General features: G+C 49.7%; 13 protein-coding genes and 1 tRNA gene. 7 read left to right on the top strand and 7 right to left on the bottom strand.

All coding sequences use genetic code 11. From position 1 onward, the window contains the following. Positions 1-9: 9 nt before the first annotated feature. The 4 genes from flgC to KOI40_RS15085 all read right to left on the bottom strand — a co-directional run bounded on the left by flgC (position 10) and on the right by KOI40_RS15085 (position 3,121). The gene (gene flgC / locus KOI40_RS15100; protein ID WP_216098371.1) at positions 10-444 is read right to left on the bottom strand and encodes a flagellar basal body rod protein FlgC; all 435 of its coding nucleotides are present in this window, start codon (positions 442-444) and stop codon (positions 10-12) included. Positions 445-473: 29 nt separating this feature from the next. Continuing rightward, positions 474-878, bottom strand: a complete 405-nt coding sequence (gene flgB, locus KOI40_RS15095; RefSeq protein ID WP_216098370.1) for a flagellar basal body rod protein FlgB — start codon at positions 876-878, stop codon at positions 474-476. 308 nt (positions 879-1,186) lie between these two features. Next, entirely contained in the window at positions 1,187-2,059 is an 873-nt protein-coding gene (locus tag KOI40_RS15090) for a CheR family methyltransferase (protein WP_233710313.1), read from the bottom strand. A 96-nt stretch (positions 2,060-2,155) separates the two neighbouring features. Continuing rightward, positions 2,156-3,121: a chemotaxis protein CheV gene (locus tag KOI40_RS15085; RefSeq protein ID WP_216098369.1), complete on the bottom strand. Its 966-nt coding sequence runs from the start codon at positions 3,119-3,121 to the stop codon at positions 2,156-2,158. A 208-nt stretch (positions 3,122-3,329) separates the two neighbouring features. Here KOI40_RS15085 and flgA point away from each other — a divergent pair, with 208 nt between their 5' ends. The 3 genes from flgA (at position 3,330) to KOI40_RS15070 (ending at position 5,300) form a co-directional block, all read left to right on the top strand. Continuing rightward, entirely contained in the window at positions 3,330-4,037 is a 708-nt protein-coding gene (gene flgA, locus KOI40_RS15080) for a flagellar basal body P-ring formation chaperone FlgA (RefSeq protein ID WP_216098368.1), read from the top strand. 266 nt (positions 4,038-4,303) lie between these two features. Beyond that, positions 4,304-4,609: a flagellar biosynthesis anti-sigma factor FlgM gene (gene flgM, locus KOI40_RS15075; RefSeq protein ID WP_216098367.1), complete on the top strand. Its 306-nt coding sequence runs from the start codon at positions 4,304-4,306 to the stop codon at positions 4,607-4,609. A gap of 172 nt (positions 4,610-4,781) precedes the next feature. After that, positions 4,782-5,300: a flagella synthesis protein FlgN gene (locus KOI40_RS15070; protein WP_216098366.1), complete on the top strand. Its 519-nt coding sequence runs from the start codon at positions 4,782-4,784 to the stop codon at positions 5,298-5,300. Between the two features lie 85 nt (positions 5,301-5,385). Here the strand turns inward: KOI40_RS15070 and KOI40_RS15065 are convergent. Next, positions 5,386-5,462 (bottom strand) — tRNA-Arg (locus tag KOI40_RS15065). 161 nt (positions 5,463-5,623) lie between these two features. Between KOI40_RS15065 and KOI40_RS15060 the strand changes: the two genes are divergently transcribed. Further along, positions 5,624-6,337: a 16S rRNA (uracil(1498)-N(3))-methyltransferase gene (locus KOI40_RS15060; protein ID WP_216098365.1), complete on the top strand. Its 714-nt coding sequence runs from the start codon at positions 5,624-5,626 to the stop codon at positions 6,335-6,337. Here the strand turns inward: KOI40_RS15060 and KOI40_RS15055 are convergent. Further along, the gene (locus tag KOI40_RS15055; RefSeq protein ID WP_216098364.1) at positions 6,334-8,706 is read right to left on the bottom strand and encodes a putative bifunctional diguanylate cyclase/phosphodiesterase; all 2,373 of its coding nucleotides are present in this window, start codon (positions 8,704-8,706) and stop codon (positions 6,334-6,336) included. The genes KOI40_RS15060 and KOI40_RS15055 overlap by 4 nt on opposite strands. 572 nt (positions 8,707-9,278) lie before the next feature. Further along, positions 9,279-10,436 carry an alanine dehydrogenase gene (ald, locus tag KOI40_RS15050; protein ID WP_216098363.1) on the bottom strand — a complete coding sequence of 386 codons (1,158 nt, stop codon included), beginning with the start codon at positions 10,434-10,436 and terminating at the stop codon, positions 9,279-9,281. A gap of 206 nt (positions 10,437-10,642) precedes the next feature. Here ald and KOI40_RS15045 point away from each other — a divergent pair, with 206 nt between their 5' ends. From KOI40_RS15045 to KOI40_RS15035, 3 genes are all read left to right on the top strand, one after another. Then, entirely contained in the window at positions 10,643-11,116 is a 474-nt protein-coding gene (locus KOI40_RS15045) for an Lrp/AsnC ligand binding domain-containing protein (protein WP_216098362.1), read from the top strand. A gap of 111 nt (positions 11,117-11,227) precedes the next feature. After that, positions 11,228-11,767: an adenine phosphoribosyltransferase gene (locus tag KOI40_RS15040; protein WP_216098361.1), complete on the top strand. Its 540-nt coding sequence runs from the start codon at positions 11,228-11,230 to the stop codon at positions 11,765-11,767. Positions 11,768-12,148: 381 nt separating this feature from the next. Beyond that, positions 12,149-12,664 (top strand): hypothetical protein, encoded by a 516-nt coding sequence (locus KOI40_RS15035; RefSeq protein ID WP_216098360.1) that lies wholly within the window; start codon positions 12,149-12,151, stop codon positions 12,662-12,664. Positions 12,665-12,736 lie beyond the last annotated feature (72 nt).

Here is a 12,736-nt window from a genome sequence, read left to right as displayed (position 1 = left end):
TCTATCGCCTTACTGACCCAGAGTCAGTACACGCTGAACCATTTGCTTGGCAGAATTCATCACCTCAACATTCGCCTGAAACGAACGCGATGCCGAAATCATATTGGTCATTTCTTCAACCACATTCACATTGGGGTAAAACACATAGCCCTCCTGATCAGCCTCAGGATGATTGGGTTCGTAACGACGTTGCAGAGGCGCATCGCTCTCAACAATTCCCATCACCTGTACACCCGCCTGTGACTGAGGGTTGGTCTTGTCAGTCACATCGCCCGCTGCATCACGGTAAATTGCACTGAAAACCGGTTGGCGACTGCGATACACCTGATCACTGCTGGAGCTGGCCGACTGCGCATTCGCAAGGTTACTGGCGGTAGTGTTCAACCGGACGCTCTGCGCCGTCATTCCTGAACCCGCGATATCAAATACGTTGCCTAACGCCATGATGAATTCTCCTCTGATTACCGCTGTAATTAGTCGCCGCGGATGGCTGTGGTTAAGCCTTTAAATTTGCTGTTCAAAAAGGTAAACGTCGCCTGAAAATCCAGAGAGTTTTCCATGTACTTGGCATGCTCAACATGCTCTTCAACGGTATTACCATCAATGCTGGGCTGAGTCGGGATTCGATATTGAGCCCCGCCATCACCCAATGACATGCTCACACCGTGCTGATGCCCTGAATTTGTAGCAGCCATTTCCAGTGATGCTGAAGAACCCGATGCAGCCTTGGCCAGAGCCGACTTGAAGTCGATATCCCGAGCCTTGTAGTTGGGGGTATCCAGGTTGGCGAGATTGTTCGCGAGAATGGATGATCTCTGACTGCGAAAACGCAATGCATCATCATGAATCCCTAACGCCTGATCAAAACCAATAGCCATTTGTCACCTCAACTCTTTGAATACCCTGCTGATCTTTGCCTCAAACCGGCAATCAACAGTTCTCTTCACAGTAGATAGCAATAGCTGTGCCAAATTTAAAATATCAGACACCCCCCTTTAAAACAGGGGGCTACAGGACGATTCCCATTCAATAAGACCGCATAAAATGGTCTAACAACAGAATCGAGAAACCAAAGCGGCAAACCTTTACCGCAAAACGGCAAAGGCTATGACAGGCAAAAAAGAAGGGATATTCCACAAACGGATGGCAACGAGGAAATAGAAGCGAAGCAGGGTCCAATCTGAACTCAACGGGCCCGATACATGATTCCCGGCTTGCAGTGAACCATTTCAAACAGATCTGAAGCCCCCCCAAGCCCCTCAGAAGATCCGAGCACCAACACCCCGTTGGGTTTGAGGGAGGCATGCAAACGCTGAAGGATATTCTGCTTGAGCTCACCGGTGAAATAGATCAAAACATTACGGCAAAAGATGACATCGAAACGACCAAGGCCACCATAAGAATCCAGCAAATTCAGTGACCTGAACTGCACACGACTGCGAACAAAGGGCTTAACCCGCCATACTTCATCCGACAGCTGGTCAAAAAACATCTCCCGCCGCTCCGAAGACAGACCACGCAGGACAGACATTTTATCGTATTCTGCAGCCTGAGCCTGCTGCAGCATACTGGCAGACAAATCAGTAGCAACAATTTCAACCGGGCGAGCCGAAGACAGACGATTCAGTCGACGACTTTCCTCTACGGTCATACTGATTGAATAAGGCTCCTGCCCCGACGAACAGGCAGCGGACCAGATACGAATCGGCCCCGACTCTGGCTTTTGCTGTATTTCGGCCAACAATGTCGACTGCAGATAGTCGTAGGGATGCACATCACGAAACCAAAAGGTTTCATTAGTCGTCATGGCATCCACTACCTGCTCACGAAGCTTGGAGTGGCGGCTTCGACGTAGCTGATCCACCAGAGCACTCAGACTTTCGAGCTTATTATCCTGCAGAATTTTGCGAATGCGGGTGGTCACCAGGTACTGCTTGTTTTCCGCCAGATGAATACCGCAAGCGTCCTGCAAAAATTGCCGAAAACTTTCAAACTCACCGGAATCCATAGTGGGGCTCACCAGGCGTGGCTGGGGTGCCGTAAAACCACTGTCAGTCATGCGTATTGTCGCCCTAAAGTCCAAGAGTTTGTCAGCCTTCTATTTTTGCCCGAAGGGCAAATAAAGTACAGTCAAGATAGTGAAGCAGGTCTAAGTCTAGCCCACCGCTTCCAGCGGTTCTTCCAGTAAACTTTCGCCGCTGATTTGCAGCACCCGATCATTAACCCGACGAGCCAGTTCATCCGGGTTAAATTTGGCCATAAAGTCATCCGCACCCACTTTTTTCACCATGGATTCGTTGAATACGCCGCTGAGCGATGTATGCAAAACCACGGTCAAATCCTTGAGCGCCGGATTACTGCGCACTTCGGCAGTAAAGGTGTAACCATCCATTTCCGGCATTTCTATGTCTGAAATGACCATGATCAATTCGCTATTGGGATCCAATCCCTCTTCCAGCATGCTGTTGAGATATTGAATGGCTTCGCGGCCATCCTTTTTCAGGGTTGTCTTGATCCCCATGGACTCCACCACTCGCTGTACCTGCTTACGGGCAATAGCGGAGTCATCCACAATCAGTACATGTTTCTGCACAATACGCTCGGCAATGCCATCTTCAATAATGCCAGGACTGACCTCCTCACTGATCGGCGAGACCTCAGCCAGAATCTTTTCGACATCGATGATCTCCACCAATTGCCCGTCAACCTCTGTCACTGCTGTCAGATAGTTATCCTTGCCGGCGCCTGTTGGTGGCGGATGAATCTCTTCCCAGTGCATATTGACGATACGTTCAACACCACGGACCAGGAACCCCTGAGTAGACCGATTGTATTCCGTGATAATCACAAAGCAGTTTTCAATATCATCCAGCGGCTTGCGCCCAATGGAAAGATTCATATCAATAATGGAAACCGTATTGCCACGAATATGAGCGACCCCGCGAACCACGCGGTTACGCTGCGGGATCGCATTCAGGGAGGGACACTGCAGAACCTCCTTCACTTTAAATACATTAATACCGTACAGCTGCTGTCCGCCGAGACGGAAAAGCAACAACTCAAGCCGGTTTTGTCCCACCAGCTGTGTACGTTGGTTCACGCTATCCATAACTCCAGCCATGACGTCTCCTCAAAGCCTGTTTGTAACGGTTTCGGTAATGCTGCTAAAAATCGGCACGGTGCTTGCTAAGTCTGTTATCAGCATCACGGCAAATCCGTCGTCCCTTTGGTCCGGGACTGACTGCAGCTTGATCAATAGCTATAGCGGCAGGCGCGGTAAAGCCTTTAACAGAGCTCAGCCATCACGACGAAATTAACAAGAGAAAGCCATGAAATTTGGAGGTCTACAATTCGCCTTAAGCCTTTGCATAGCCTTTGCTACGGCGTCTCAGGCCAGTCAATGGCAAGAAATGTCTGACATTCCGGCAGCGGCGAAGCAATACCTGACTCAGGTATTACAGGATGGTTTTCCACATGACCAGATCAGCGTTGATGTGAGTTCGATTGACACTCGGTTAAGACTGAAGGCCTGTGACAAACCTTTGACATATGACCTGCATGGCAGACAACTGAGCGCCAGCAATGTGACACTCAGGGTTCAATGCCCCGGATCTTCGACCTGGTCGTTCTACCTGACGGCCCAGGTCGATCGCCTTCGTCACATTCTGGTAGCCACGCGCAATATAGGTCGTGGAGAAAGTCTGTCAGAGGATGATGTCTCTCTGGAGCTGCGCAGTGTCAGCAGTCTGGGTAACGGAACTATATCCGACCCGGCCAGAATCAGCGGCAAGGTTGCCAAGCGCCCTATTAATCTGGGTGACAGCATCAGAACCTCCAGTGTCACGGCACCAGAGGTTATTCAAAGAGGTGACACCGTAAATGTCACAGCGGTCAGTGGCGGAATTGCTGTGTCTACCTCGGGTATCGCAATGAATGATGGCAAGGTAGGACAGCAGATACGCGTCCAGAACCTGAAGAGTGAGCGCATCATTAAAGCCCGGGTGACCGCCAAAGGCCAGGTTCAGGTCATTATGTGACAACAGCTCTTATAACCAAACTTGAGGGTAATTACTCTTAACCCTCCACAGAAAGAGCCAAAACCCCGTAAAAGCGGGATTGAAATGAGACGCAGAGCACAAAAGTTCAATTTTTTGACCCTTATGCACGGGTTTTAAAAAAAAGAAGTAAAAAAGATAAGGTTTTGACTAAAGTTATCCCGGCAACGGCCGAAACCCTCAGCAAGGACAGCTTTGGTCAAAAAACCCAAAGATGACAGCACCACAACACAATGGGAATTGCAGCAATGGTTATTGATTCAAATAACACCAACATCCTTTCTTCAGGCAACAGCGCCAAAGGACGGATAGATGCGGGTACCGGCAACAAAAGCAATACTGCCGAAACACCCTCTCAAAGCGTACAAAAGCCAGAAGTCTCGCTCAGCTCACAAGCTCAAAGCCTGAACCAGCTGGAAAGTAAAATTCACGCGACGCCGGACGTAGACACCCAGCGAGTGGCCGAAATCAAACAGGCCCTTGCCGAAGGCACCTATGAAATCAATCCAGAGCGCATTGCTGAACGCATGTTGGCTCAGGATCGACTGTTTTAAAACTGCGTGATCTAAAGTCTCACTGAAAAGGCTTGTCAACAAGCCCCAAAGACGACCGCATGACGAACAACACCGAATTCCACGCTGCAATTCCCGGCTGTGCGTGCTTGATTCTTTAAGACTCGTTATGCAATTTTGACCATTTCCAATTCTGATTAAGTGGAAGGTAGCCATGTCCGTTACAACACCGTCAAACACCGCTTCCGCCAATGTATCGGCACCTGCGGTACAGCAACTCCTCAGTCAGGACATTCAGACTGCTGGCTCCCTTCTCGTCCTCCTGAAAGAAGAACATCAGATTCTCCAACAACGAGATCACACACGTCTCGGGACTTTGGTCGGCGAAAAACAGGTGCTCATGGCCAAACTGGAACAAAGCACCAGACAACGCAGTGCCTGGGTCAATTTTTTGGTACAGCGCACCGGTATGTCCAATGAAGTCTGCTGGAATCGCCTGTTAAACGAACTTGATCCGGTTCAACTGCCACCTCTTTGGAACGAGCTTCAGGCCTTGATCAATGAGTGTAAGCAACATAACGACCTCAATGGCAAAATGATCGCCCGAGGCCAGAAAACCCTGCAAAAACTGATGGGTTTAATGCGAGGTCAAATGATAGAACCAGCCAATCTCTATACTGCCAAGGGCTCTACCCAGACACACAGCAACAGCCATACCGTGGTGAAGGCTTAACCGTAAAACAGGGTGGCGGCTTTTAGATCAAGAGAACGCTGTGTAAAAGCCCTCACCTAAAGCGACTTGAGAATGGCAGGCTAAATGGCCCGCCCTAGTGGATTCGAACCACTGGCCTTCCCCTTAGGAGGGGGACGCTCTATCCAGCTGAGCTAAGGGCGGAAAGACCGACTGACGTGACATCAATCGTAAAGAGAAAGGGATTCTAGCGATTTCCGCTCCATCTCTCAACCGGTCGACCTCCTCTTCGCCACACACTGATATCTGTGCATTCACTCCTCACTTGCGGGATAATGGCTGCCTGTTCAACACCATGAAGCCCAATGAATCTTTTACTGCTCTCCCAATCTGACTTTATCACCCCCACCACCGTCAAGCTGGCTGACAGACGGCGTGACCATCTACTCAACGTCCACAAAGTTGAAGTCGGTGATCGCGTGCGCGTGGGTTTAATCAACAACCAGCAGGGAGAAGCACAAGTCACCGAGATCTGCCCAAAAGACATTCTCCTGGAAGTTACTCTGAACAAAGAGCCTCCAGCAGGTTTACCGCTTACCCTGATAATTGCCCTGCCCAGACCTAAAATGCTGAAACGAATTTTTCAGACTATTGCCACCATGGGTGTTAAAGAACTGATTCTGATCAATAGCTACCGGGTAGAGAAAAGTTACTGGCAGACTCCCTGGCTCAACGAGGAGAACATTCGGGAGCAGTTGATTCTCGGACTGGAACAGGGCGTGGACACAGTTTTACCGACCGTACGTCTGATAAAGCGCTTCAAACCGTTCGTAGAAGATGAACTGCCACAGCTCTGTGAGGGAAGGCGCGCACTGGTCGCTCATCCAAAACAAGCTATTCCCTGCCCTGCAGCCAGTGATGAGGACACGCTTCTGGTTATTGGGCCTGAAGGCGGATTCATAGATTATGAGATTGAAAAACTGAATCAGGCTGGCTGCCAAACGATTCATTTAGGTTCCCGGATTTTGCGGGTTGAAACCGCAGTACCGGTATTGCTGGCGAGATTATTTCCTGTCTAGATGCCCCCCTGACCCGCAAACTCCGTCGACTGATCGCGCCGCAGCAATTGCTTGAACTCCTCCAGAGGAACCGGACGACTGAAGTAATACCCCTGATAGCAATCACAGCCAAATCCCGCCAGGATATCCAGTTGCTGTTCGTTTTCTACACCTTCGGCGACTACCAATAGATCCAGCAATTGCCCCATGGTAACAATGGTTTCCACCAGAACACGGTCGTTGCGATCTTCTACAATATCCCTGACGAAACTGTAATCAATTTTCAGTGTAGTCACCGGCAAACGTTTGAGATAACTGATCGAGGAATAGCCGGTACCGAAATCATCGAGAGAAAAATCGATACCCATGGACGAAAGCGCCGTCATAATGGTGATGGTTTCTTCCACACTTTGAATCACCACCCCTTCGGTTAACTCAAGTTCGAGACTTTTAGGAGGAATCGGTGTTTCTTCCAAAGTTCTGGCCATGTTTTCTACGAAACTCTGCCCACGAAACTGCCGCGGGCTAATGTTCAGACTGAGGCGCATACCCTGTTCCCAAAGGCCGGCCCGAGCCAGGTGGCTCAACGTTCGACAACCTTCCTCGATCACCCACTGCCCCACTTCAATCATTAAACCGGATGCTTCCAGCACAGGAATGAATTCTCCAGGTGAGATCATCCCCCGCTCTGGATGATTCCAGCGGAGCAAGGCTTCCCCGCCCAGGATTCGGCCGCTGGTAACACCCACCTTGGGCTGAAAATACAGTTCAAACTGATTTTCTTTCAGCGCCTTGTGTAATTCACTCTCAAGTTTAAGTTGATGACTGACTTTATCTGCCATACCCAAATTGAAAAACTCAATGGCATTACGCCCCTTGGCCTTCACCTGGTACATGGCAGTATCGGCAAAACGCAGAAGTTCATGCACAGAACTTTCATTATCCGAATACACCACAATGCCGATACTGCAGGACACATGGAGAGTGATGTCATCGTAGGGATAAGGCTCGGAAATACTTTTACGGATTTTTTCGGCCACTTCACCGGCCTTGAGGCCAGCCATGTCCAGCTCCTGATCCAAAACCGTGAGCACTACTACGAATTCATCACCACTCAGGCGAGCGACCAAATCCTCTTCCCGCACTGAATGTTGCAGGCGCTGAGCCACTTGTTTGAGAACAATATCCCCCACTGGATGCCCCAGCGAATCATTGATATTTTTGAAGTGATCCAGATCGATAAACAGAACTGCACCATAATAATGATGGCGGCGGGCCCTGCGGATTTCATTTTCCAGACGTTCCACCAAATGCATCCGGTTAGGCAAGTTGGTGAGTGCATCGTGATACGCCATGTACTCCATTTTTTCTTCCGTTTCCTTACGCTCACTGATGTCATTCATCACCATCAACAGTAAGGTTTCACCATGAAGAACAATGGGCTTCACATTGCCCTGCAGGTATCTTCGCTCGCCATTGGCTCCTTTGAAATAGCCTTCAAACGCCCCTTCTACCACATTTCCCCGATCACTTTGTCCATCAAGCTCGTGGGATTCAACATCGACTATCAGATGAGAATCAAGAACATTCAGCCCGCTGATGGTATCCACATCCCGCCCAAAGAAACTGGCCATATTTTCATTGGCAAACTCGAGGCGGCCATCCAGATGCCTGACACCCACCATCGCTGGCAACTCATTGATAATCTGTCGTATGGCCTCCTCACTGTCTCGAAGGTCTTGTTCTATTTCCAGACGCTTGGCGAAAGTTTCCTCAATGGCATCGAGCATATGATTACTGGACAACGCCAACTGGGTTAATTCATCGTTTTTATCCGGATGCGGGACAGTAATACGTTTTGCCCCCGGCATGTCGAGCCGTATTGATCGAAACTCTCTGGACATCTGGATCAGTGGGCGGGCCAAAAGGTAATAAAAGGCAAAAAACAGCAGCAGAACCAACAGAATATTACGCAGCATCCCGCTCAGAACGACAAGAGTGGAACGCTGATAAAAGGTACTCAAGGCAGCATTCAAATCAACTTTGAAGATAATGGAACCGAAAGTCTCCTGCTCATATCCGGGCAGGAGCAGTTTGGCAGAATAGGTTTTGCTATCGGCGATAACTTTCTCTGTTAACCAGCCCACAGGGTGTTTGACTCGCGGCTTAGTCGCGTCTGCCAACACATTACCCAGCTCATCCAGGATCATCACGTCGTAAATAAAGTCATATGCCAGCATGCCATTGACCACTTCTGAAGCAAGATCATCATCCAGGGTATGTACAGCACGTGTTGCCGGTGGCCCAGCCACTTCAACAACCCGGTCAATCAGCTGATCAACTTCGCTCTCTTGTGAGACAAAATCCAGATATAACTGGATAGAACTCATCAGGATTCCCAGAGCAAAGGCTAATATGACCCCTACAGAAGCCAGGCGGTAGGATATCCCTTGGAAAAATGAATGCACTAATGAGCTCTCTTACGTTTATCAGGCTAATTTCAGACAGGTCCGATCAACCCTGTAATAATGATCTTATTCACATGACCTGACATCAGACAAAACCAGGACCGAAACACAAATGATTTACACTTTCAAACTGGAGTGTCCGTAAAAGTCATTAACATCGCCACTGACCGGTGAAATGTAAAGTAAGACTGGCTTCATATTTCGCACGAGTCAATTTTCACGCCACTCAAGGACCAAAGACTTAAAAGGATGTCGGCCGATTTACCAATTCGTTGAATCAGTCTGTAATCTTACCGCCCAAACCGCAAAGCACGACCCCTGCGTCGCCAAATTCTACACCAAAACATACAAACAAAAAAAAGCCGGCTAGAAGCCGGCTAAAAAGGTGTGCTTTATCCGCGGGAAAACGGATTGAGGGCATCTCCTCAACAGAGAACATTCGAGAGGAATGTCCATGAGAGACTCATGTCTGATTCTGAATAAAGTGTTTTCCGTTATTTCACAGACGCTACAGCGGCCTGCGACAGCTCAGGGGCCAAACCCAACAGCGCTGCTGGTGGTACATATTCTGCGTTCAAGGCCTCGGCAACTGGCTGACAGGTTATTTTGCCCTTGTAGACATTCAAGCCAGCCAACAGGTGAGGGTTAGCGGCTACTGCCTGCTCAACACCTTTATCGGCCAAAGCCAGCACAAACGGCAAGGTAGCGTTGGTCAGAGCCATAGTGGATGTACGAGCCACGGCGCCAGGCATGTTGGCTACACAGTAGTGAATAACACCATCCACTACATAAGTTGGCTCCTGGTGAGTTGTTGCCTTGGAGGTCTCAAAGCACCCACCCTGATCAATAGCAACATCAACAACCACCGAGCCGCGCTTCATACGGGAAATCAAATCACGGGACAGAAGCTTTGGAGCCGCCGCTCCCGGGATCAAAACGGCACCAATGACCAGATCGGCTTCCAGTGCATAGGTTTCAATCGACTCTGAGCTGGAGTACACACACTTCACCCGGCCAGCAAACTCAGTATCCAGCTGACGCAGACGCGGCAAAGAGCGATCCAGCAAAGTCACTTCGGCGCCAAGGCCAACGGCCATGGTCGCAGCCTGAGTACCGACAACACCGCCACCGATGATCAGAACTTTGGCTGGGGCAACACCAGGAACACCGCCCAACAGAGCGCCCATACCACCCTGAGCCTTCTGCAGGTGATAAGCGCCAGCCTGTACTGACAAGCGACCCGCTACTTCTGACATTGGAGCCAGCAGAGGCAGGCCATTGGCAGCATCAGTAACCGTCTCGTAAGCCACACAGCTTGCACCCGAAGCAGCCAGCAGCTCAGCTTGTTCGGCGTCTGCAGCGAGGTGTAAATAGGTAAACAACAACTGACCTTCGCGCAGTTGACGACATTCATGTGGCTGAGGTTCCTTAACCTTGACCACCATGTCTGCCTTGGCAAAAATCTCTTCTGGCGTGTCGACGATAGTCGCTCCTGCCGCCTGATAGTCTGCATCTTCAAAGCCAATTTCCACGGCACCATTGGTTTCTACAATGACACTGTGGCCACGCTCAACCAGCTCCCTGACACTTGCAGGAGTCAGGCCTATACGGTATTCGTGGTTCTTAATTTCTTTAGGTACGCCAATCAACATGCTGCTTCTCCAATTATTATTTACCCGGATATCACTTCCTGCGGCGCCTCAACCGTCAGGACTGTATACCAACATTCAAACTTTCATTTAAGCTCGAACTGAGTGTTATATTAATAAGCTCGACTCACATAATTCGCTTTATAATTTAATTTTTTTAGCCGAATCGACTAGAATAAGTGGCGAAACAATAACTTTTGGCTTCTTCCATGGAAAAACTTAATACCCTTGATAAGAATATTATTCGCGCACTGCAAAAAAACGGCCGAATGAGCTATGCCGAGCTGTCTCGCAAAGTTGGCCTTAGCGCTACCCCCTGCAAGGAGCGGGTCAAACGACTGGAGCGGGACAAGGTGATTAAAGGCTACACAGCACTGATCAACCCCGACTATCTTTCGGCCGGTCTGGTGGTGTTTGTACAAATCAGCTTATCCCGCACCGCCCAGGATACGTTTGAAGCCTTTCGCGAAGCCGCTATCGCCCTTCCCGAAATTCAGGAATGCTATCTTGTGAGTGGCAGCTTCGATTACCTGATAAAGGCGCGAGTGGCCGACATGAGCTCCTATCGCACGTTTTATGGCGAGACCCTGCTGACACTGCCGGGGGTGCAGGACTGTACGAGCTATGTGGTTATGGAAGAAGTGAAAGATACGACGGAAATCCCCGTGCACTATAATCGCTAGATATAACGTTTAAACGACCTGGCCTGGAAATCACGAAATAACCCGATCTGAACATCACGAGTGGTTTAGGCTTATGGCCATTACTTTTTAACCCATGGAAGAAGGTGACCTATGCCTGTGGATGAATTTCTTGTTAAGTCCCACCTGCCGATCATTAAAGACTGGCCCAAGCCAGGGGTGAATTTTCGCGATATCACCCCGCTGTTCTGCAACCCCAGAGCCGCGCGTCATATCACTGATGAGCTGGTCCTGCGTTACATGGATAGCGACATAACACATATAGCCGCCCTGGAAGCCCGAGGTTTCTTACTTGGATCCAATCTGGCTTACGCGCTGAACAAGCCTCTGGTTCTGATTCGCAAGGCGGGCAAGCTCCCGGGTGAGGTGGATCATCAGGATTACACCTGTGAATACTCTGATGACCGTCTGGAACTGAAGAAAAACTCTTTCAAATCCGGCGACAGGGTTTTGATTGTGGATGACGTGCTGGCAACCGGACAAACCCTGTATGCCGCGGCTCAGCTGGTTAACAAGCAAGGGGCTTCCATTTCTGAAATCGCCACTATTGTGGATCTCAGCTCTCTCGGAGGACGCGAACACCTGACCGATTCGGATCTGCCAACATTCAGCCTGCTCATTCTGGACGATTAACCCACCCAGATCTGCATTCCCTCTCTACGCGACATACCGTTTCCGACCTTTAGACCGAGCTGAAGCAACTGGCACACATAACAACAAAGGAATGTTTTTGATGCCAGTTCGAACACCAGTTAACTCAATAACGTACCAAAGAGCCTTAAGAAGGTAATCTAAGCGACTAAAATATCAAGAGAAACTGGAATAGCCTTCGGATAACAGCTACTACTTAATTCAGCACTCATTGAGTTTTATCTGATCGGGTTTATCGGTCACCTGACCCAGCCGGTAACGACACACTCAAGGAGAGCAGCAGAACCATCAATAAGTACCACTGAATTAAGAGCAAGACCAAACGATCAGAACCAATAAAAGCCACCCTTGAGAGGTAAGACCATGGGTATTTGTGCTGAAGAATTGCGTACTTTCGTTATCCGGCCAACGCTGGAACTGCTTGAACATCGTTCCGACGCCGCCGAGGAATTGTTGTTGGGTACCGCAGCTCGCGAATCCGGCCTGGGATTTCATCTGACAGACAACCACCGAAAGAGGCTCCACTGTCGGCAGGGGCTCGGGATTTTCCGCATTCGCCCCTACACCCACCGAAAGATCTGGGACCAGTTCCTGATCAACCATCCCAATCTGGCTTCAACGATACGGGGACTCGCCAGTCAACATGACTTTTTGATCAACCCACATGGAGAGCTGGCAACAAACCTGCGTTATGCCACCGCAATTGCCTGGTTGATTTATTACAGAAACTTCAAGCCACTGCCAGATGCGCATGACCTGGAAGGGCTGGCGAGATTCTGGAAGCGCCACTACCAGCGACATCCAAACCCCAGCCGGGAAGAGTTTATCAGGCACTACAGAGAGTATGTCAGCGGCTGCCCGCAAGTGTCAGCCGCTTAACCAAAGGTGTTTGGTCAGGTTTTTGACTGATAAGGTTTCTGGCGCTTGAACGGTTCGGGAGACACAGTACAA

This window comes from Pseudomaricurvus albidus, assembly GCF_018863235.1.
GTDB lineage: Bacteria > Pseudomonadota > Gammaproteobacteria > Pseudomonadales > Cellvibrionaceae > Pseudomaricurvus > Pseudomaricurvus albidus.
The sequence above is the reverse complement of the archived record's forward strand: the minus strand, read 5'-3'. Positions and strand labels throughout refer to the sequence as shown.

Coding starts and splice junctions, on each gene's coding strand:
- flgC (WP_216098371.1), bottom strand. CDS start 444: ATGGCGTTAGGCAACGTATTTGATATCGCGGGTTCAGGAATGACGGCG.
- flgB (WP_216098370.1), bottom strand. CDS start 878: ATGGCTATTGGTTTTGATCAGGCGTTAGGGATTCATGATGATGCATTG.
- KOI40_RS15090 (WP_233710313.1), bottom strand. CDS start 2,059: ATGACTGACAGTGGTTTTACGGCACCCCAGCCACGCCTGGTGAGCCCC.
- KOI40_RS15085 (WP_216098369.1), bottom strand. CDS start 3,121: ATGGCTGGAGTTATGGATAGCGTGAACCAACGTACACAGCTGGTGGGA.
- flgA (WP_216098368.1), top strand. CDS start 3,330: ATGAAATTTGGAGGTCTACAATTCGCCTTAAGCCTTTGCATAGCCTTT.
- flgM (WP_216098367.1), top strand. CDS start 4,304: ATGGTTATTGATTCAAATAACACCAACATCCTTTCTTCAGGCAACAGC.
- KOI40_RS15070 (WP_216098366.1), top strand. CDS start 4,782: ATGTCCGTTACAACACCGTCAAACACCGCTTCCGCCAATGTATCGGCA.
- KOI40_RS15060 (WP_216098365.1), top strand. CDS start 5,624: ATGAATCTTTTACTGCTCTCCCAATCTGACTTTATCACCCCCACCACC.
- KOI40_RS15055 (WP_216098364.1), bottom strand. CDS start 8,706: ATGAGTTCTATCCAGTTATATCTGGATTTTGTCTCACAAGAGAGCGAA.
- ald (WP_216098363.1), bottom strand. CDS start 10,436: ATGTTGATTGGCGTACCTAAAGAAATTAAGAACCACGAATACCGTATA.
- KOI40_RS15045 (WP_216098362.1), top strand. CDS start 10,643: ATGGAAAAACTTAATACCCTTGATAAGAATATTATTCGCGCACTGCAA.
- KOI40_RS15040 (WP_216098361.1), top strand. CDS start 11,228: ATGCCTGTGGATGAATTTCTTGTTAAGTCCCACCTGCCGATCATTAAA.
- KOI40_RS15035 (WP_216098360.1), top strand. CDS start 12,149: ATGGGTATTTGTGCTGAAGAATTGCGTACTTTCGTTATCCGGCCAACG.